Here is a 19,421-nt window from a genome sequence, read left to right as displayed (position 1 = left end):
TAGAGGTAGTTATGACAAAGATTTTACTAGTAGAAGACGACAAAAGCCTGCGCGAGATTTACGGCGTCAGGTTACTAGCTGAAGGCTACGACATCGTTTCGGCGGGCGACGGTGAAGAGGCCTTAGCTATGGCCATCAAAGAACGCCCGGCCTTGATCGTCAGTGACGTGATGATGCCCAAGATTTCTGGCTTTGACATGCTGGATATCTTGCGCTCGACCACCGAGACACGCGACGTCAAAGTCATCATGATGACCGCATTGTCATCCGAAGACCAACGGCAACGCGGCGAAGCTCTCGGCGCTGATCGCTACCTCGTTAAGTCGCAAGTTGGCATCGAAGACGTGGTGCGCACTGTCCACGAAGTACTCGGCGACGTGCCAGAACCGACTCCCGTCGCGCCCGAGCCGGCCGCAGAGCCCGTAGCAGCTGACGCGCCGTTGAAGACACCGGCCACCCAGCAAGACGCTCCGGCAGTCACCTTGCCATCACCGACAGAGATAGCAATTGCAACCCACGTTGTCACTCCGGCACCGACCGCACCAATAACTCCGACGACCCACGATGATTCAGCCATCGCACCTGCTCAAGCTAGCCCAGACAATTCGATCCCGCCAGCAACCGACCCAGCACCGTTCGTCCTACCGAGCGCCCCATTGGCACCGACGGCTCCGTCCGCATCGACTGAGCAAACCGCCGGCGAGCCAGTGACATCAACCGACCCAGCGCCAACTCCAGCACCCGAGGTAGAGCAACCTCCGGTCTCTGACCCAGCGCCGTCCCCATCCCCTGAGGCGGCACCGACCACCTCGGCCGACACCTTGCCACAGCCAACAGCACCGGCCTCATCACCATCGCCGCGGCCGACCAGCCTCGGTGGTGAGCGGGTGATCCAGCCGCTGAGCCAAGAACCACAGCCCGACATGTCCAAGATGATGGAGCAGGAGCTCAGCGACCAGCTCGAGTCTATGCAGGCCTCGCCGCAGCCAACGCCAGATTCAAACGACTTCACGCTGCCGACGCCTAACGCTATGGCTGAGCCGCACGGCGACCTGACGCTTGATGCACTCGAGCCGCTGCCGACGCCAGCCGATGACCAGCCACTTGATACTGGTACCGCGATCAATGCCGAGCTCGCCAACGCGGCAGCATCACAGCCACAAGATGACGATACGCCATTCGTCCTGCCCACCCCGGCACCGATGCCGACCGACCCAGCTCCAACGCCTGAAGGAGAGCCATCCCCCGCGACAGAGCCAGCACAGCCAACCACACCCCAGCCACCGACCAACGCCTTTCCACCGCAACCGCCAGTAGTCTCCTGATATGACGACACCGACGCAAGTATCCGATTTTACCGATTCATCCGCCCAGCGCCTCAACAAATTCGTGGCGCTGGCGCTCGGTGTGTCGCGCCGCCAGGCTGACGAGTTGATCGAGCAGGGTAAAGTCACCGTGAACGACCAACCTGCCACGCTGGGTCAACGCGTCACCACAACCGACATCATTCGCTACGGCAACAAACCGCTCACCGCCCAAACCCACCAGCTCATCCTCCTCCACAAACCCGTCGGTTACCTCTGTTCGCGTGCCTCTCAAGGCGGTGTACCGACCATTTATGAATTATTACCAACCAGCCTCCATCACCTCAAACCCGTCGGTCGCCTCGACAAAGACAGTTCGGGCCTCATCCTCCTCACCAATGACGGGGATTTTGCCCATCAGATGACACACCCATCGTTTTATAAAATTAAGCGCTATCTGGTGACGCTTGACCAGCCACTTCAGCCACTTCACCGGCAAATGATCAATGACTTTGGCGTGCAGCTGCCTGACGGGCCCAGCCGCTTGACACTTGAACGCCAGCACGAGGATGACAACCGCCGCTGGATTGTCCAGATGAGCGAAGGCCGCAACCGCCAAATCCGCCGCACCTTCGCTGCCCTCGGCTACACCGTCACCAAACTCCACCGGACAGACTTTGGTAATTACAGCCTCGGCAGTATCAAGCGCGGGGAATTTAGTGAAGGGCCACTGACTCACTAGACCTCCCCAGGCGCCAAAAATGCATATAATACCATATTTTTGACAAAATCCATTGACATTTTGTTCTATTAGTGATATATATATATATCAGCTTTTGCTCAGAGTCATTGTCTAGGGCGAGAGTCGCCCTTTAGCTTTGAGCTTTTTCTTCTACCGAAAGGAAAGATTGTGAATCAGTTTGCGCCGATGATCATTATGATCGCGATCCTCCTTGTGGGGGCGACCATCGCGGCAACGGCCGCGGTCTGCACCGTCACCGACGAATTGAGATTCCGGGGAGCGGGGATCCTCTTTTGGTTCGCGGCCACACTATTCCCGCTACTCCTCGCCACCTGGGCAAGAGGGTGGGGGTTCGTCATTGCGATGACGATCTACATCGTCATCGTGATCGCCCCTGCGGGGGTGATCACGATGCTGAGTCTCTTCGACATCAAGAGAAAGGAGGCTTCAAAGAGATAGGGCTAACGCCCACCGAAAATAGCTCGCCGACTGGGCTCAAACTGGTTGAGATGCATCACTTGCATTTCCTGGGTTGAGACATATCCAGTTCTGGTTTGAGCTCGTTCGGTGGGCTATTTTCATTGCCTCCCACCAAAATCCCGTGCTATACTACCACCATGTGTATGCCCGCTGTTAATCCATTTTCACCCGGTGTTCCGTATCACTGGAAGGAAAGCTACGTAGATTTCAATCACCCGTTCGCTCATCCACAGGATTTCGTGATGTTCATCATCACGCCGGTTCGCGAGCGTGACATCTGTCTGCTTGACAAAACACAAGCCTACATCGCTGAGCCGCACGTCATCCCGCTGGGGCAGGAGCCAAAGTTCGGGCTGAATTTGTATGCGTTAGGCATTGAAGTCGTCATCTTGGCTGGACTCATACTATTCACCATCATCGCCCGGCGTCAGGCAAAACGCACCGAGAAATCATCGACCAAGCACGCCTGGCGCGGCAGCAGCTACCTGGCATTTTTCCTGGCGGCCCTCTTCGTCGGCTGCATCGTCTATTATTCGCTATACCGCTTTGGTCTAGTCGGATCCAGCATATAACGCTTATCCTCGCCAAATCCTCACGCCTCTGGTATAATAGGCGTAATTATGTCTCATAAATTACCTACCGTCGCCATCATCGGCCAAGCTAACGTTGGCAAAAGTTCATTGTTCAACCGCTTGACGCGCGCCCGCACCGCCATCGTCGCCCGCGAAGCCGGCACCACCCGCGATAATGTTGTTGGCAAAGTATCATACAAACGCCGCGCCTCATCTCCTGACGAGGCAAGCCAGGCTGAATTCTGGCTCATCGACACCGCCGGCCTCAAACCCGCCGAAGATGAATTCGAAGCCACCATCCAAGACCAAATCGCCGATGCCTCCGCCGCGGCCGATGTCATTCTCGTTATGGTTGATTCTACCGTCTATCCATCAGACGCTGATCGCCAACTCGCCAAAAAAGCCCTCAAAAGCGGCAAGCCCGTCCTCCTCATCGCCAATAAAGCCGACCTCAAAGGCTCACTCCACACCGACGAATTCAAACGCCTCGGCATTAAAACCATCATCAAAACCTCCGCCGAACACAGCATCGGCATCTCCGAATTACTTGATGCCATCGCCGATCTCATCCCGCCAGCCACCGACACCGCGCCTGACGACATCATCCGCGTCGCCTTGATTGGTCGTCCAAACGTCGGCAAAAGTAACTTGTTCAACACCTTGGCGGGCAAGCAGCAAGCCATCGTCGCCAACGTTGCCGGCACCACCCGCGACGTCAACCGCGTCCAAGTCCGCTACCACAGCCAGACCATCGAGCTGCTGGACACCGCTGGCATTCGCCGCCAGGGCAAGCAAGAAACTGGCATCGAAAAATTCTCCGTCCTACGCACCATGCAGGCTATCAACGAAGCCGACGTCTGCTTCCTCTTGATGGACGTCAACGAATTGAACGTCCAGCTGGATCAACGCTTGGCCGGCATCATCGACGAAGCAGGCAAGGGGCTGGTCCTGGTTGTCAGCAAATGGGACTCCGTCGAAGGTAAAGACGCCTACACCCGCGACGAACTAGCGCCGCAAATTAGCTATCATTTCAAATTCACCCCCTACGCACCACTGATCTTCACCTCATCAGTCACCGGTCAAAACGTCGCCAAATTATTCGACCTAGCCCTCGACATACATAAGCGCCGCCGCCAAGAATGCAAGACCCGCGTCATCAACGACCTCTTACAAAAAGCCGTCGCCGCTCATCCGCCAGCCGGCCTGAAGAACTCACATCCAAAACTACGCTATATCGTCCAGACCGATATGGCACCGCCATGGTTCGTCATCTACGGCAGCAACCTCAAATTCGTCCACTGGAGCTACAAACGCTACTTGGAGCGCACCCTGCGCGAAGCCTTCAACTTCGCCGGCACGCCCATCAAACTATCTTTCCGCGACGAAAAACAGCTGAGAGCCAACCGCGAACGCGTCGCCCGCGGCCTAGAACCGGTCACCAAAGCATACAAACAGGCCAAAAACGCTGAAAAAGGCATATAATACCACATTTTTGACAAAATCCATTGACATTTTATTCTATTAGTGATATATATATCAGCTTTTGCTCAAGGTTACGTCTAGGGCGGAAGTCGCCCTTTAGCTTTGAGCTTTCTTTCTCAAGAAAGGATAAAGGTATGTCCAAGCGTGAATTCGTCGTGTGGGCAATCGTCTTCATTCTCATCCTCGTGTTGGGGGTCTGGCTGATTAGCAATAATGTATGCCTCGGCCCTAACGGGTATCTAAGAGATTGCGAGCAAGATGATAACCACCTGGCTGCGTGGGTATACATTATTGCGGGGGTCATCGGAAGCACTGCAACAATATGGCAGGCCATAGTACAACATAGAGAGAAGTAAGTAGCGGGGGCTGCCCACCGAAAATAGCTCGCCGACTGGGCTCAAACTGGTTGAGATGTACTGATTGCATCTCCTGGGTTGAGATATATCCAGTTCTGGTTTGAGCTCGTTCGGTGGGCTATTTTCATTGGAATGGGAATGATTTCACTATATCTCTCGATAATCCGCCTCGGTGGCAACTCGCATAATTTTTTGGACAGCCTCAATCATAGGGGCAACTGTCTCAATCTTTGGTTCAAACTGATCTAACTCACGTAGGTTCACCCACCGATATTCAGAATACTCATCATTGAGCATAATTTCACCGCCAATAAACCGGGCATAATAATGTGGCAGCACCATGGCCTGTCCATTGGTTTTGACAAAATATTCATTAACACTGATGCTCGTCACCACCGCAATTTTAGCAGCCGAGCCAATTTCCTCGTTCTTCTCCCGCCGAAGACCATTCACCAGGCCACCATCCGTCGACTCCAACTTGCCGCCAATAAACGAGAACACGCCATCATAATCAGCCTCCCCGCAGCGCCTAGCGAGCAGCACGGCAGAGCCGTCTTGACTGAATAGCACTATTTTTTGACAGTACTGAAACAAGGTTGTATCCATATATCACCTTTCTCGCCTTACACTTCTTAGGATCATCATACCATAGGTACGGGCAGATCTCACAGCCGCCTAGATAACGCCTAGAGTGCGATGGTAGCATTCAGTTGCGACAGGGCAGGGCCGCTCGCCAATCTCTGCTTTTTCCTGTAAAATAAAGGCAATGAAGCTCCACAACACCCTCACTCGCCATAAAGACAAACTACAGCCACTCGACGGACAGACGGTTCGCATGTACACCTGCGGGCTGACGGTGTATTCGCAGCCGCACATTGGCAATTGGGTCGGCTATATTTACTGGGATGTATTGGTGCGGTTGCTGCGCTGGCAAGACATTCCAGTGATTCGCACGCAGAATATCACCGACGTTGGGCATTTGACTAGCGATGATGATAATGGCGAGGACAAGATGGAGAAGGGCGCTCGCCGCGAGGGCACGACCGCTTGGGACGTGGCCGAGCAGTATATCACCATCGCCGAGCACGAAGCCTACGAGGTATTGAAGCTAGTGCGGCCCGACCATTTAGTGCGGGCAACAGATTATATCCAGCAGCAGATTGAATTTGCCAAGGGACTAGACGAGAAAGGATTTCTATACAAGATTGACGGCGACGGCATGTATTTTGATACGTCGCGGCTGCCGGATTATGGCAAATTGGCGCGACTGGACGTGGCGGGTCTAGAGGCCGGCGCGCGGGTCAGCGTGGCAGGCAAGCGCAGCATCACCGACTTCGCCGTCTGGAAGTTTTCACCAACAAGCGCCAAGCGCGATATGGAATGGGACAGTCCATGGGGCGTCGGTTTTCCGGGCTGGCACCTCGAATGCTCGACAATTGCCCGGGAAACGCTGGGCGATGCAATTGACATTCACACCGGCGGCATTGACCACATTCCGGTACACCATACCAACGAAATCGCTCAGAGCGAGAGCTTGACCGGACAGCAGTTTTCTCAAGTGTGGCTACACAATAACCACATAAAAGTCGACGGCCGCAAGATGAGTAAATCCCTGGGCAACATCATCACCCTTAGCGATATCACCGCCCGCGGCTTTAGCCCAATGGCTTTCAAGCTGGCGATTCTCAGTAAGCATTACCAGACCGAGGGAAATTTCACCTGGGAGATTTTGGAAGCAGCCCAGGCGCGGCTGGATCATTGGCGCGGCTATGCGGCGCTGCGACACCAGACGCACGACACGCTGGACGATGACGATGATAAAGACGAGCAAGAGGGCACGGTGTCGCTATTAGCAGCGCGGCAGGCGCTAATTGAAAAGCTGAATGATGATTTGGATACGCCAGGGGTCTTGGCGCTGATCGATGAGGCGTTCTCACAGCTGGATCATGCGCCGTTAGAAAAAATCCATCGCGGCGGTCTGCTGCAGCTACTCGAAGTAATTGACGAGGTTTTGGGTCTAGAGCTAATGGACACCGCGCCAGACATTGACGATGAAGCCAAACGGCTTATCCTCGAGCGCCAGCAGGCTCGCCGCGCCAAAGATTGGCAGGCTGCCGACGATATTCGCGCTCAACTCGACGAAAAGGGCATCGCGCTACGCGACACCCCATCTGGTCAAGTTTGGTCGTACCGATAATCTCTCGGCCGCTTACTCAGCTGGCTTCGTCTCAGCAACTTTTTTGAGCGCCTTTTTTAGCGGCGAGCGGCGAGGCGGCGCCTGCGGCTCGCGATTATGCGCCAGATAATCATCCATCAGCACCTTGAGCGATCCAGCGATCGGAATGGCCACCACACCACCGACCAAGCCGCCAACATACAGCCCCACCGTCACCGCCACCAAGATCGCCAGCGCCGACAGCTCGACTTTCTTGCCCTGAATGACTGGCGCGATAAAATTATTCTCAATCTGCTGGTAGATCACAAAATAGATGAGATAAATAACGCCCGCCGACACGCTATTGAGCATCAGCATCAGGCCCACCACCACACCAGCGATCGTTGCCCCAAACATCGGGATCAGGCTGAGTAGGAACACCAGCAGAATCGTCGGCATCGCCAAGTTGGCTGCGATCTCCGGAATAAACCAGCTCATGCCAAACACGAACGCCCCGGCACACAGCGAGCCGATCCCCGACACCGTCAGCTGCCCGACGATGTAGCCAGTCACCACATTATAAATCTTGCCGACTAGCATCTTGTGATGATCACGCCGCTGCTCATCCCGATACAGCCGCCACAGCCGCTCCATCCATTCCTGACCCTCCAGCAGCATCAAGAACGTCAGCACCAGCACCAGAAAGGCCGATGCCAAAAATGATGCCAGCGAGCCAATACTACCGAGAATATTCGCGCCGAAACTCGCCGCCCAACTGGATGCCTGACCGCGGATATTATTCATCAGCGAATCAATCTGCGGCTGCAAGCCATTCTGCTCAACGAAACCCTTCAGCCCGTGCCACTGCTCGTTAACGCCGTTAACCAGCCCCGGCAGCGTCTCGGCAAACTTGGCCGATTGCTGCACCAGCGGTGGCACCACGAACCAAATCACACTAGTCAAGATGATGATCAGCAGCATAAAAGCCAACGCCGTCCCGCCCAGCCGACTCTTGCCGGGCAGCCACGACGCCAACTTACGCACCGGCGCGTTCAGTGCCAGTGCCAGAAACAACGCCGTCCCAAGTACCATCAGCGCATCCCGCGCCGAATAAATCATCAACCCCGCCAGCCCGAATCCGATAACCACCAGCCAAAACCGCACAAATGTTTTAGTGTCTATTTCAATGCGTACTTTCATAATCTAAACTTTATCAGCTTTTCGCTTCATCCGCAACGCCGACAGAGATAACTTGCTGTCATATGACATCGCGCCGTAGCGGAAAATCCGCACCGCCAGCATCATGATCAGTACCGCAGACACCACCAAGACCGCCACGCCGATCAAGGCCTCAACGAGCGACAAATTGCCGACCGTATTCCTAATCATCAACGGAATTGGTGCCGTAAGCGGAAAGTACGACATAACCATCGAGAACGTTGACTCTGGGTACGAGACAAATACTGACGCGGCATACAGCGGCCCAAACAGCAGTATCATCACCAGGCCAACCCACGAACTCGCCTCCTTGGCGGTCGGCATCATTGCCCCCATAGCTACCAACAGACCAGTCAGCATGGTAAAGCTCGCACCAAACAGCGCAACAGCAACAGCGATTCTCGTCGGATCAAACACAATTTGCGATAGATCAAAGTTAGACAAGTGCAGCTGCGAACCAAATCCAAAATAGCCAATCAACACCGGCACAACGATAACCATCCCCTGAATTAGCGATAGAGCGATCAACGCCCAAATCTTGCCGATAATCAACGTCCTGGCCTGCACCGTTGTCAGCAACATCTCCACAGTGCGGTTTTCTTTCTCCTCGACAGTACTCGTCAGCATCTGATTACTAAAGAAGGCAACGAGCATATAAAACAGCACCAGGAAGAACCCTGGCACGATCATCTCGTTCACACCGCCGCTTTCTTTACCGTCTTTATAAGTCTTGAGCGATGAATTAACTTTCTGCTTGATCACTGCCGCTTCCGATCCGGTGACCTTGCTATCAACCGACTGATTCAGTAGTGTGCGGACAACCGCCTCGTACTTATTGTTCTCAAAAACCCCCGTATCTTGGCCGTATATCCTGATCGTGTCCTTCTCAAGATTCTTCGGTATATAGAAATAAGCATCCGTCTGACGGCGTTTGACTTTTTCGATACCTTCAGCTTCGGAGTCGACTGATTGGACTTTCATCACCGCCGCGACTTCCGGCTTGATTAGCTTTGAATGATCTGTCATAGTAATGCTAAATTTTTGTTCTTGAAGCTTATCGGCCGCCTCTTTGGTCGCCTGATTTGACCAAATAACAATACCGAAAACCAGCCCAATCATGACCGGAAAACCCAGCGCTATCAGCCAAAAGGTTGGCTTCTTCAAGGTACGCAGCACCTCAAATTTGAATACCATCCCGAAATTATGCATCTTACTCATGACGTACCTCCTGTTTCTCGCCGCCATAAACCTTGACGAAAATATCATCCATTGACGCACCGCCGAACTGCTTTTTCACTTCTGCTAGTGTACCGTATGCCGCCGCTCGACCGTCTTTTAATAGAATCAGCCGATCACATAGCCGTTCGACCTCTTCCATCTGGTGGGTGACAAATATCACCGTCGCGCCAGCCTTGCGTCGCTCTTCGATGATGTTCATTAATAGTCGGCGATTGACTGGGTCAAAACCCTTAGTCGGCTCATCCAAAATAAGCAGTTCTGGGTCACCCATGATGGTCACGCCCAGCTGAATTTTTTGCTGCTGGCCGCCTGATAATTTATCCAGCCGAGTTTTTGCCTTGTCGCTCAAACCAACTCGCTCCAAATAATTCATGGAGAACGTGCGCGCTTCTTCTTTGCCGAGTCCCTTCAATCGACCAAAATAAATCATGGTGTCGATGACTTTTTCTTTTTTGTACAAGCCGCGCTCCTCCGGAAGATAGCCTAGCTTGACGCTATCTTCGACCGTGTACGGCTTGCCATCAACCAGTAGCTCGCCGGCCGTCGGCTCGTATAGCCCCAGTAGCGCCCTGAGTGTCGTCGTCTTTCCCGAGCCGTTGCTACCTAAGAATCCAAACACCTCGCCGCGCTGCACCTCAAAACTAAGGTCTTGGATGACCACCTTGTCACCAAACGCCATCTGAAAATGACGAATCTCGACAATCGGTCGCTGCTGTTTTGCTGTGTCTCGTCCCATATATCTCCCTTTCTTTCTGCTTATTATACACTATGTGGGTGGAGCAGGGGCATAAGGCACTATATCTTATTTTCGCTCTACTCCCTCGGCGCTCCGACTTATCGCCGCTACAACTTCACGCTCTACTCCGTAATGCATAGCTATACCAACCGCGCAGCGCATGACGTCCTGAATCTCTTTGATGAGATTATCATACTGCGGCTGGCCGTGTTTGCGGCGCTTGACGCCCATACCTTCAAGGTGGTTAACGGCGCTAGCGAGCTCGCCACTCTCCTCGCACAACCGCGATACGCGCTGGAATATGTCAGCACCATGAGGGAACTTCGCATCAAGAGCCTGACAAATGATTAGTAGATTGGTAAATGTTTTATCGTCCAGATGCATTGATTATAATTATAAGCCTATATACTGTGTTGAGCAACTCCAGGTATGAGATACTCACTATACACACTAGCAAAACATTATATAATATACTCATGCGCCTCCTCATCATTGAAGACGAACCAAAGATCGCCCGGATTATCGCCGAGGCCTTACGGCGTGAGCATCACGCCGTGGACGTGACGCATGACGGAGACGAGGGGCTGAATATGGCGATGAGCGAGCCGTACGATCTATTGGTCGTTGATCGGATGTTGCCGGGGCTGAGTGGCACAGACATCGTGCGGACAGTACGCGGACAGGGCAAGGATATGCCGATTCTGCTGTTGACAGCACTGGGGACAACTGAAGATAAGACGTTCGGCCTGGACAGCGGTGCTGATGATTATCTCGTCAAGCCCTTCGCCATCGCCGAGCTCACCGCCCGCGTGCGAGCGCTCCTTCGCCGCCCGCCAATTCAGCAACCGGACACGCTCCAGATCGCCGATCTCGTAATTGACCAGACAACGCAATCCGTCACTCGCGCCGGCACCTCGATCGACCTGACCAGCAAGGAGTACGCGCTCCTCGAATACCTGGCGCGCCACCCCGGCCAGACGCTTAGCAAAGACAAATTGATCGCCCATGTGTGGGATTTTGATGCCGATATTTTACCCAACAACGTCGAGGCCTATATCAAGCAGCTACGCAAGAAAATCGACAAGCCATTTCGCCGGCCACTGATTCACACCGTGCGCGGCTTTGGGTATAAGTTGGAGGCTGGCGAGTGAAATTATTTTTTCAGCAACGCTCAAGCTCGCCGGCTGGTACTTGCTCATTCTGATGACCGTCAGCTTGCTATTTAGCGGCATCATCTTTCAAGTTGCCAGCTCCGAGCTCGACGTCCAGCTGAATAACTGGAGTAAGCATCATAAAACTGATAACAACACCGAAACCACCATCATCCGCGACCACCCGTCAATCTCGACCACCAATTTGCTGATCAGCCTCGGCTATCTCAACCTCATCGTGCTCATCGGCGGCGGCGTCTGTGCCTATATATTGGCCCGGCGGACGCTTGAGCCGATTGAGGCAGCACATGACGCTCAGTCGCGCTTTACCGCCAACGCCAGTCATCAGCTGCGCACGCCACTGGCCGTCATCAAAGCTGAGGCCGAGCTGGCATTGTCCGACCAGCGCGCCAGCAAGGCATCGCTTCGCCAGACACTCCAGAGTACGCTCGAAGAGACCGACCGCCTGACGCAGCTGACCGAGACGCTGCTCAAACTATCGTCTGCCAATCGACAATTAGAAACCACGACTGAGACATTCGACATCACCGACCTCACCAAAAAGCTGATCACTGAACGCAAGGCCGATGCGCGCACCACGCTAATCACCGACGAGGCCATCACCCTGACCAGCCATCGCCTCATCGTCCGCGAACTGATCGCTATCATCCTCGACAACGCTCTGCGCCACAGCCCGCGTAAGTCCCGTGTCCAGGTTGACATCAAGGCTGCCCATCACCGCATCACCGTCTGCCTGACGAACGATGGCCAAATCGCGGCGCGCGACTTGCCGCATATTTTTGAGCGATTTTTCTCTAGCGATCAGCGAACTGGCGGCTACGGCCTCGGTCTCAGTCTCGCCAAGCAACTAGCCGGCGCCCTCGGCGGCCAACTCACCGCCGCCAGCCGCAAAGGCACGACAACGTTCACGATTTCGCTGCCAAAAACCCTGTAATTTACCTCTGGTGGCGTGACTTTTTTTGACATTTTTACAATTTTTCAGCTAATTTTCAGAATGCCATGGTGTAATAAGTTACGGTGAGGTGAGCCTCACCAGAAAGGGTAAGGATGAATACGACAACATATCTCAGTAAAAAAGGCTTCAAAGAATTACACAAGCAAATCAACGAACTCGAAATCCGCGAAAAAGCACTCTCGGCTGAACTACGCGACATCGGCCGCGCCAAATCTCGCGACGACAAACTCCGCCGCAGCGACATTATCATGAATCTCGAAAACGTCCATGGTAAGCTCACCGAGAAACGCACTGCGCTCAAGACCGCCAAGCCGCTGCCGCGTAAGCGCGATCGGCTACGCATCGCCATTGGCTCGGTGGTTGATCTCATCGATCAGCAGGGCCAGCTCTTTCGCTACACCCTCGTTGACAGCCTCGAGGCTGATCCGTCTGACGGCCGCATCTCGGTCGATAGCCCCCTCGGACAAAGCCTCCTCAACCGCCACGCCACCGAAACCATCTCTCTCGGTCTCGGTCGCACCACCCGGCGCCTGCAAGTGGTCGGCGTCCACTAACGCGCCCCAATTTGACGCTGACCACGCGCCCCATGCCGCTCGTTTACCACGGGCGGCATTTTCGGTATACTACTTATATGACATCAACGATTCTTATTGTTGAAGACGAGCCCACCTTACGCACTGGCACTGAGCAGTTTCTCCGCCAGCGCGGCTTTACGGTACTGACGGCGACCAGCGGTGAGGAAGCGCTGCAGAGATTTGCTGGGGCAGATGTGATTATCCTCGACATTATGCTGCCAGGGATGAGCGGTATCGAGACGCTGCACCAAATTCGCCAGACCAGCGACGTGCCGGTGCTGATGCTGACGGCGCTGCACGACGAGCCGACGCAAGTTGCTAGTTTTGACGAGCTGGCGGATGACTATATGAGCAAGCCGTTCTCGCTGGTGATTTTAGAAAAGCGGATCAAGGCGCTACTTCGCCGACAGCAGTCTGTCAAAAAAGCCTTGTGGCAGCGCGGCCTGGCCTCGGTTGATTTTATGGCCTATCAGGGATTTTATGATGGTAGTGACGCGCATCTCAAACCCAAGGAAGTGCAACTGCTCAAGCTGCTCGTCGATAATCCAAACATGGTCTGGAGCCGGCAAGCTATCATCGACAAGTTGTGGCGTGATGACGAGGTGCCGTTTGATCGAGTGATCGACGTTTACATCAAAAATCTGCGTAAGAAATTGCACCTGGATTGCATTATCACGGTGAAGGGGGTGGGCTACCGCTATGAAGAATCTTAAATTATTCCCCAAAACCTTTTTGGTGTCAATCGGCCTATTCGCGGCGTTAATTATCCTGGTGCATGTGCTGGTCTACACCTTGATGCCGCAATTTTATTTGCAGCAAAAAGAGCGAGAGGCGGCGAATAATCTCACGGCGCTGACGACCAAGCTGCGGGGCAAATCCACCGAGGAAATGCGCCGGATCAGCCAGGAATTTGCTCAGGTGAAAAATGTTAATATCACGCTGACAATTGACGGGCGTGATCAGTATTTTCAAGGTTTTCAATCGATCAACATCGTGACGGACAGCGGTAAATCGGTCGATACCAGCGTGGTGAAAATCGCTGATGGCCAAACGGTCGATCCGCGCTCGGTGATTTTGCGGCAGGGGAGTGTGACGAATAGCCAAGGCCAAACGATTGCGGTCAAGCTGTTGGCCGACGTGGCGCCTGTTACTCAGGCCAAGCTCGCTACCTTGCAGGTATTGCCATATACCATGCTCGGCTCGTTGCTGGTAGCGCTGGTGTTTTCGTACATCTATAGCCGTTTTGTGACGCGGCCGATTCGCCAGATGGCGGCGGTGACGACGACGATGCAGCAGCTGGAAAAGGGTGCGCGATACCCAGTGAATAGCCGTGATGAAATCGGCGTGCTGGGGCGAAATATTAATGAACTCTATCAAAATCTATGGCAAACGATTCGCTCGCTGGAGCATGAAAATAAGCGGATCACGCAGCTCGAGAAAGAGAAGATTGCCTTCCTCCGTGCGGCTTCGCATGAGCTGAAAACGCCGTTGGCGGCCCTCCGGATCATGCTTGAAAATATGCAGCTGAACATTGGCGAGTATAAAAATCGCGATCAGTACCTGGCGGAATCGGTGGCACAGGTTGACCGCTTGGCGGCAATGGTGAATGATGTCTTGCGCTCTGGCAGTGTTGCCGAGCAAGCTTTGCGTCAGGAGAAACGATTGAGGATTGATAAGCTAGTCGCTGAAGTGGTTGAAGATTATGTGTTGCTGGCAAAAACGCGCGGCATGACTTTCGCGGTTGACGCACACCCAACGACCGTGCGTGCTAACCGCGACATGATGCGCCACGTCATCTCGAATTTGGTATCAAATGCAGTGCGCCACGGCGATGCCAGGAGCGTGATAAAAATTACTTGCAACCAGAATGAGCTGGCTATCGAAAATGCTTGCAAACCACTCACCAAACAGCAACTCCAGCGCGTCTTCGATCCGTTTTATCGCAGCTCTGACGGCGCGAAGCAGCACGCTGACAGCAGCGGCATTGGCCTCTACACCGTGAAAATGCTACTCGATACCAAGGGCCTGGACTATGACTTCACGCCGCATGGGCGGGGTATGCGGTTTGTGGTGAGGTTTGAGTAGGAGGATGTAATGGACAGAGAGCTAGAGAAAATGAGTTTGGAAGAATTGTGGCAATTATTCCCCATATTTCTTGTAGAACACAATAGAGAATGGGCACGCTGGTATGATGAGGAAGTGAAAGCCATCTCCTCATTGGTGCCAGAAAAATACATAACACAAATATCTCACATTGGTAGCACGGCCATCCCAAATATACAGGCAAAGAATATAGTAGATATATTGCTTGAAGTCCCGTCGGAAAAAGAATTAGAGCCTGTAAAAAATATCCTTGTTGAAAATAATTGGTTGTGCATGAGTGAGAAAGCAAAACGAATCTCATTGAATAAGGGATATACCAAACAGGGCTTCGCGGATAAGGTATTTCATCTCCACATTAGGGTTGCGGGGGATAATGATGAGATCTACTTTAGGGATTATTTAATTGAGAATGGCGACATTGCCAAACAGTACGAGAAATTGAAACTAAAACTTTGGAAGGAATTTGAGCATGACAGAGATGGATATACTGATGCAAAAAGCGATTTTATCAGAAAGTATACTAAAATAGCTAGAGAAAAATACGGGTCCAAGAATAGGTCTTCCTAAATTGTGCATATTAAAGTCGTCAAACAGACTCTCAACTCCTGCTTTACATAAAGATTCCGCCGTCAGCATATCTCGCTAAAGCACCAGCCGTCTGTGCTACAATTAAATCATGAAGATTGTTGATTCAATAACCCTCGCCGAGCTTCGCCCGATGGCCGAGAGAATGTACGGCACGATGGTCAAAGCGGATGTCGATATTGCTAAGAAAATTGTGTTGATTGATATGGACATGCATGCTGATGGCGAGGCGTATTTGCTAGAACGCGGATCGCAACAAGCAGATCTATGGGGAATCAACCTACATCCGGACAAGTTTGGTACTGATGAATTTATCGAGTTTGATAGCATGATAAACATCCGTCCGCGGCAAAATAATCCGTCGCGCGATGTGCTCGACCCAGCGGTGCGGCAGCAAATTATCGATATCATCGCCGGAGTCGTTCATGAGTGAACACGTCTTTGATCGGCAAAAGTGGCAGAGCCTAACGATATTTGAGCAAATGGGCAACATCGGCTCGGAGGTCGGGCGAGCGTTTGCCGCCCGGCGCCGCGGCGATACGGCTGCAATGACTGGCGCCTGGCAGCGCGGCTTGGACTTATTGGACGCCACCGCCGAGCAACTCGCCCGCCAAAAATCGCCAAAACTCCGCGAAGTCCTGCGCGCCCGCGAACTATTCGCCGGCATGGAGGACGAATCGTTGGAGGATTACTTTATGTGGTTTGCTATAGCGGCGCGGAAATATAGGTAGATGTAACGATAGGTTTTCTATCGAGCAAAGGCAAGCGTATATTTACACCCCTGTATCTCATCTGTTACAATAACGACACTAGACTTCTATTTTGATAGCCGACCGCGTAGTAAAATTAATACCAGGAGGGGAAGTGAAAACTATCTACATTGATATCGGATCGTCAACTATCAAAGTGTACGCTGTCGAAGAGAAAGCCGTAAAGCTCCAAGAAACGAAAAGTCTACCGTTTAAAAAAGAAATTTCTCCCGACGCCGGCCTATCAGAGAATCTCAAGAAAGAATTAATTGACTATGTCAACTCAGTTAAAGATAAATATGAAGCTGATAGAATCAAGGTTTTTGCAACCGCTGTCTTTCGCAAACTAAGTATGCCAGCCTATCGACGTCTAGCGGACGACTTCTTTGAGCAAACTGGTTTATGCTTTACCGTCGTTCAGCATGAACTTGAGGGGTTTTATTTAGAGCAGGCTTTGTCTTCTGAGTATATATCGAACACGCCACTGCTGCTAATCAACATTGGAGGCGGATCGACGGAACTAGTTATCAAAGAAAGCGGAAATATCGTTGAACGATATAACTTAGATATTGGCGTTGGCACTGTATTGCAAGATTTTCCATTTTTGAACGAAAAGCACTCGCAGCATAGTTTGCGTGACGTTGTTGATAGTATAAAAAACAAGTTACCAATCATCGAAAGCACTACTCCAGTGGCAATCTATAATGGTGGTGAATTAACTTACATGAAGCTGGTCGGATATAATTTAAAGCCTAATGATGTATTTGATGATGCAGATCACCCAAACATGATTACTCCAACCGATTTTGCAGCAAAAAATGAGGAGGTGTATGCAAAGATATCTATCAACGAGCTTGAGTCTTTGATGTCAGACGATCCGTTGTGGATGCATGGCGCACGAGCCTGCTCGGCAATCGCACAAGCGGTCATTGAGCAGTTTGGCGTTGAAAAACTAGTGCCTTCAGACTCTAATATGATTCACGGTACCGCTAAGCAAGAGTATCGTTCAGTTGTTCTATCTGGCAGTTTCCGCAAGCATCTGCCGCACATTCTGGAAATTAAGAAGACGTTATCGAAACGTGGAGTTGAAATTCTCAGTCCAAGGTTTGAAGAACCAAAAAACCCAGGCGAAGAATTTGTTGTATTCTCTGGCGAGGAAGGAATGTCTCCACTTGAGCTAGAGCGATATCATCTAGACATGATAGACAATTGTGATGCACTGATTGTTTGTTCTGTTGGCGGCTATGTCGGTGCGTCAGCACTGATTGAAATCGGCTATGCACAGGCAATAGGAAAAAGGATTATATTTACCGAAAAGCCAGAAGAGTTCATGTTGCAAACCCTGCCCGCTGAATTTGGTTTATGAGAGAGGCATACGTTGTAGGATTTGGCGGTGCTGCTGGTAGCGGCAAAACAACAGCTGCTAATATGTTGTCAGAAATTGCTCGGCCAATGCAATCGGAGCACTTTGAGTTTTCAGACTCTATTATGCAAATCGGGAGATCACTACTTGCTGATATATCAAATGATCAGAACTCTCGGACAGAAGACTACAAGGATATATTATCAGATAAACTAAGTGAATACGGGATGAGCGTATCGTCCGACCAAAATATTCCACAATTATCAGATGCTTATATAAAATCTCTACGCTCTGGTGAATTAGCTGAGCTAACGCATGAGACAAAGAATCAACACCGTCCATTGCTGGAGTGGCTCGGCAGAAGCGCCATCGTTATGGTTTCTCCAACGGTTTGGGGAGATATTTTAAGATACAATGTAGATACCTCCCTACAAGCAGGCAACAGACTTATCACGATTGGCGGTGTACGGACAATGGCAGATAGGGCTTTAATACGTGAACTCTCTGGAGCGATGGTCAGAATGGTCAGAAATCTTTCGGGAAAGGTACAGCTTGATACAGAATATCAATTATCAGAATGGTCAGCAGACTATACTGTCTTTAATGAAAACACTAAAGATGAATTATTTGAAGAAATCAGTCGAGTTTGGGTTGATATTGTTGAGAATAATACACAGGATATCGCGTAATAAATCAAATAACACAATCGTCCTAGTGTTATCTATCAGCATATCACACATCTAGACCCGCATCTTATTGTAGATGCTAAAATAAAACCGCAACCAACATCCGCGCGCTGTTTCACAACAAGGAGATGTTCGTGATCTGAGAGAAGTTGCTTGTATTAACTCCATCATTTTATACGACCAGATCAATACATCTGGTCGCTCTTGATGTTATGATATAGAAAGGATTATTCATGACAAAAAGTAAAACGATTTACTTCATCACCTCTAATCAGCGCAAGTTCACTAGCCTTCAGGAATTGCTCCAGCCGCTTGGCATTGACCTGCAGCAACTTGATTACGATTTTGACGAAGGGCGGGGGCTGGATATTCAAACAATTGCCAAGGATAAACTGGCGCAAGCTAAAAAAGCTTTTCCAAACAAGCGCCTGATCGTTGATGATCGCGGTTTTTTCATCCCGGCTTTGAAAGGTTTTCCGGGGCCGTTTGTTAAATTGCTACTGGATAGTTTTAGCTATCCCGGCATCATCAAATTAATGCAAGGTGAAACTGATTGTAGGGCTATATTTTCTTTTGCGGTTGGCTATTTTGACGGTGAGAAAGACCACATTTTCGTAGCCGATGAAGAGGGATTTATCATTGACGAGCCACGTGGCGATAAATTACATGGCTGGACGGAATTGCTATATATTTATGGACACTCGAGCTTTCCTGGCCGCAGCTTGGCAGAGCTGAATGATGAGGAGTGGCAAGAATATTTGGCGGCGATTGAGGCGGTTGATGGATTTGTAATGCTGAGAGATTATCTAGCAAAAACATAAGACACCCCAACACCAAAACAGAAGCATAAACCACCCAAAAGCAATGGGCGGCTTTTACGGCGCAAGGCGGAATGTCTCGCGCCTTAGTAGTGGTTACGGTCTGTACTTGTACCAATTTGACAGCTATA

At 51.5% G+C, this 19,421-nt stretch carries 22 protein-coding genes; 17 read left to right on the top strand and 5 right to left on the bottom strand.

The genetic code is table 11. The features are described 5' to 3' along the window. The first annotated feature begins 11 nt into the window (after window positions 1–11). From FBF29_01640 to der, 5 genes are all read left to right on the top strand, one after another. Window positions 12–1,325 (top strand): response regulator, encoded by a 1,314-nt coding sequence (locus FBF29_01640; GenBank protein ID QJU07401.1) that lies wholly within the window; start codon window positions 12–14, stop codon window positions 1,323–1,325. Between the two features lies 1 nt (window position 1,326). Continuing rightward, a complete protein-coding gene (locus FBF29_01635; protein QJU07400.1) occupies window positions 1,327–2,046 on the top strand; it encodes an rRNA pseudouridine synthase in 720 nt (239 codons plus the stop codon). 168 nt (window positions 2,047–2,214) lie between these two features. Next, window positions 2,215–2,505, top strand: coding sequence for a hypothetical protein (locus FBF29_01630; GenBank protein ID QJU07399.1), 291 nt, complete (start codon window positions 2,215–2,217; stop codon window positions 2,503–2,505). A 158-nt stretch (window positions 2,506–2,663) separates the two neighbouring features. After that, window positions 2,664–3,098 (top strand): hypothetical protein, encoded by a 435-nt coding sequence (locus FBF29_01625; protein ID QJU07398.1) that lies wholly within the window; start codon window positions 2,664–2,666, stop codon window positions 3,096–3,098. A gap of 48 nt (window positions 3,099–3,146) precedes the next feature. After that, window positions 3,147–4,580, top strand: a complete 1,434-nt coding sequence (gene der, locus FBF29_01620; GenBank protein ID QJU07397.1) for a ribosome biogenesis GTPase Der — start codon at window positions 3,147–3,149, stop codon at window positions 4,578–4,580. Window positions 4,581–5,083: 503 nt separating this feature from the next. Here der and FBF29_01615 read toward each other — a convergent pair. Then, a complete protein-coding gene (locus FBF29_01615) occupies window positions 5,084–5,542 on the bottom strand; it encodes an NUDIX domain-containing protein (protein ID QJU07396.1) in 459 nt (152 codons plus the stop codon). 160 nt (window positions 5,543–5,702) lie between these two features. On the opposite strand from FBF29_01615, the gene FBF29_01610 reads away from it, so the two are divergent. Beyond that, complete coding sequence (locus FBF29_01610) at window positions 5,703–7,133, top strand: cysteine--tRNA ligase (GenBank protein QJU07395.1); 1,431 nt, start codon at window positions 5,703–5,705, stop codon at window positions 7,131–7,133. 12 nt (window positions 7,134–7,145) lie between these two features. Here FBF29_01610 and FBF29_01605 read toward each other — a convergent pair whose 3' ends face one another. The 4 genes from FBF29_01605 to FBF29_01590 all read right to left on the bottom strand — a co-directional run bounded on the left by FBF29_01605 (window position 7,146) and on the right by FBF29_01590 (window position 10,668). Beyond that, window positions 7,146–8,291, bottom strand: coding sequence for an AI-2E family transporter (locus FBF29_01605; protein QJU07394.1), 1,146 nt, complete (start codon window positions 8,289–8,291; stop codon window positions 7,146–7,148). A 3-nt stretch (window positions 8,292–8,294) separates the two neighbouring features. Continuing rightward, complete coding sequence (locus tag FBF29_01600) at window positions 8,295–9,575, bottom strand: ABC transporter permease (GenBank protein QJU07393.1); 1,281 nt, start codon at window positions 9,573–9,575, stop codon at window positions 8,295–8,297. Then, window positions 9,520–10,227, bottom strand: a complete 708-nt coding sequence (locus tag FBF29_01595) for an ATP-binding cassette domain-containing protein (protein ID QJU07953.1) — start codon at window positions 10,225–10,227, stop codon at window positions 9,520–9,522. Before FBF29_01595 ends, FBF29_01600 begins: the two co-directional genes overlap by 56 nt. A 123-nt stretch (window positions 10,228–10,350) precedes the next feature. Further along, window positions 10,351–10,668, bottom strand: coding sequence for a hypothetical protein (locus FBF29_01590; protein ID QJU07392.1), 318 nt, complete (start codon window positions 10,666–10,668; stop codon window positions 10,351–10,353). A gap of 92 nt (window positions 10,669–10,760) precedes the next feature. Here FBF29_01590 and FBF29_01585 point away from each other — a divergent pair, with 92 nt between their 5' ends. From FBF29_01585 to FBF29_01535, 11 genes are all read left to right on the top strand, one after another. Beyond that, window positions 10,761–11,435 carry a response regulator transcription factor gene (locus tag FBF29_01585; protein QJU07391.1) on the top strand — a complete coding sequence of 225 codons (675 nt, stop codon included), beginning with the start codon at window positions 10,761–10,763 and terminating at the stop codon, window positions 11,433–11,435. Then, window positions 11,407–12,390: a HAMP domain-containing histidine kinase gene (locus tag FBF29_01580; protein ID QJU07390.1), complete on the top strand. Its 984-nt coding sequence runs from the start codon at window positions 11,407–11,409 to the stop codon at window positions 12,388–12,390. Before FBF29_01585 ends, FBF29_01580 begins: the two co-directional genes overlap by 29 nt. Before the next feature lie 113 nt (window positions 12,391–12,503). Next, on the top strand, window positions 12,504–12,965 hold the full coding sequence (locus FBF29_01575; protein ID QJU07389.1) for a hypothetical protein: 462 nt from the start codon (window positions 12,504–12,506) through the stop codon (window positions 12,963–12,965). 77 nt (window positions 12,966–13,042) lie between these two features. Continuing rightward, a complete protein-coding gene (locus FBF29_01570) occupies window positions 13,043–13,699 on the top strand; it encodes a response regulator transcription factor (GenBank protein QJU07388.1) in 657 nt (218 codons plus the stop codon). Continuing rightward, complete coding sequence (locus FBF29_01565; protein QJU07387.1) at window positions 13,686–15,071, top strand: HAMP domain-containing histidine kinase; 1,386 nt, start codon at window positions 13,686–13,688, stop codon at window positions 15,069–15,071. The genes FBF29_01570 and FBF29_01565 overlap by 14 nt, the downstream gene beginning before the upstream one ends. A 9-nt stretch (window positions 15,072–15,080) precedes the next feature. Beyond that, complete coding sequence (locus FBF29_01560) at window positions 15,081–15,656, top strand: GrpB family protein (protein ID QJU07386.1); 576 nt, start codon at window positions 15,081–15,083, stop codon at window positions 15,654–15,656. Window positions 15,657–15,765: 109 nt separating this feature from the next. Next, window positions 15,766–16,107 (top strand): hypothetical protein, encoded by a 342-nt coding sequence (locus FBF29_01555; protein ID QJU07385.1) that lies wholly within the window; start codon window positions 15,766–15,768, stop codon window positions 16,105–16,107. Then, entirely contained in the window at window positions 16,100–16,405 is a 306-nt protein-coding gene (locus FBF29_01550) for a hypothetical protein (GenBank protein ID QJU07384.1), read from the top strand. The genes FBF29_01555 and FBF29_01550 overlap by 8 nt, the downstream gene beginning before the upstream one ends. 88 nt (window positions 16,406–16,493) lie before the next feature. Further along, on the top strand, window positions 16,494–17,789 hold the full coding sequence (locus FBF29_01545) for a hypothetical protein (GenBank protein ID QJU07383.1): 1,296 nt from the start codon (window positions 16,494–16,496) through the stop codon (window positions 17,787–17,789). Continuing rightward, window positions 17,786–18,475: a hypothetical protein gene (locus tag FBF29_01540; protein ID QJU07382.1), complete on the top strand. Its 690-nt coding sequence runs from the start codon at window positions 17,786–17,788 to the stop codon at window positions 18,473–18,475. Before FBF29_01545 ends, FBF29_01540 begins: the two co-directional genes overlap by 4 nt. 230 nt (window positions 18,476–18,705) lie before the next feature. Continuing rightward, window positions 18,706–19,293 carry a hypothetical protein gene (locus tag FBF29_01535; GenBank protein QJU07381.1) on the top strand — a complete coding sequence of 196 codons (588 nt, stop codon included), beginning with the start codon at window positions 18,706–18,708 and terminating at the stop codon, window positions 19,291–19,293. Window positions 19,294–19,421: the final 128 nt, after the last annotated feature.

The organism is Candidatus Saccharibacteria bacterium oral taxon 488, assembly GCA_013099015.1.
Classification (GTDB): domain Bacteria; phylum Patescibacteriota; class Saccharimonadia; order Saccharimonadales; family Saccharimonadaceae; genus Nanosynbacter.
Note: the sequence above shows the minus strand (reverse complement) of the source record. Positions and strands in the feature narration are given on the sequence as shown.

Bases quoted from the DNA above. Each gene is read 5' to 3' on its own strand.
- FBF29_01585 (QJU07391.1), top strand. From the start codon at position 10,761: ATGCGCCTCCTCATCATTGAAGACGAACCAAAGATCGCCCGGATTATC.
- FBF29_01595 (QJU07953.1), bottom strand. From the start codon at position 10,227: ATGGCGTTTGGTGACAAGGTGGTCATCCAAGACCTTAGTTTTGAGGTG.
- FBF29_01535 (QJU07381.1), top strand. From the start codon at position 18,706: ATGACAAAAAGTAAAACGATTTACTTCATCACCTCTAATCAGCGCAAG.
- FBF29_01610 (QJU07395.1), top strand. From the start codon at position 5,703: ATGAAGCTCCACAACACCCTCACTCGCCATAAAGACAAACTACAGCCA.
- FBF29_01570 (QJU07388.1), top strand. From the start codon at position 13,043: ATGACATCAACGATTCTTATTGTTGAAGACGAGCCCACCTTACGCACT.
- der (QJU07397.1), top strand. From the start codon at position 3,147: ATGTCTCATAAATTACCTACCGTCGCCATCATCGGCCAAGCTAACGTT.
- FBF29_01625 (QJU07398.1), top strand. From the start codon at position 2,664: ATGTGTATGCCCGCTGTTAATCCATTTTCACCCGGTGTTCCGTATCAC.
- FBF29_01635 (QJU07400.1), top strand. From the start codon at position 1,327: ATGACGACACCGACGCAAGTATCCGATTTTACCGATTCATCCGCCCAG.
- FBF29_01575 (QJU07389.1), top strand. From the start codon at position 12,504: ATGAATACGACAACATATCTCAGTAAAAAAGGCTTCAAAGAATTACAC.
- FBF29_01600 (QJU07393.1), bottom strand. From the start codon at position 9,575: ATGATATTTTCGTCAAGGTTTATGGCGGCGAGAAACAGGAGGTACGTC.
- FBF29_01550 (QJU07384.1), top strand. From the start codon at position 16,100: ATGAGTGAACACGTCTTTGATCGGCAAAAGTGGCAGAGCCTAACGATA.
- FBF29_01590 (QJU07392.1), bottom strand. From the start codon at position 10,668: ATGCATCTGGACGATAAAACATTTACCAATCTACTAATCATTTGTCAG.
- FBF29_01640 (QJU07401.1), top strand. From the start codon at position 12: ATGACAAAGATTTTACTAGTAGAAGACGACAAAAGCCTGCGCGAGATT.
- FBF29_01565 (QJU07387.1), top strand. From the start codon at position 13,686: ATGAAGAATCTTAAATTATTCCCCAAAACCTTTTTGGTGTCAATCGGC.
- FBF29_01540 (QJU07382.1), top strand. From the start codon at position 17,786: ATGAGAGAGGCATACGTTGTAGGATTTGGCGGTGCTGCTGGTAGCGGC.
- FBF29_01605 (QJU07394.1), bottom strand. From the start codon at position 8,291: ATGAAAGTACGCATTGAAATAGACACTAAAACATTTGTGCGGTTTTGG.
- FBF29_01555 (QJU07385.1), top strand. From the start codon at position 15,766: ATGAAGATTGTTGATTCAATAACCCTCGCCGAGCTTCGCCCGATGGCC.
- FBF29_01615 (QJU07396.1), bottom strand. From the start codon at position 5,542: ATGGATACAACCTTGTTTCAGTACTGTCAAAAAATAGTGCTATTCAGT.
- FBF29_01560 (QJU07386.1), top strand. From the start codon at position 15,081: ATGGACAGAGAGCTAGAGAAAATGAGTTTGGAAGAATTGTGGCAATTA.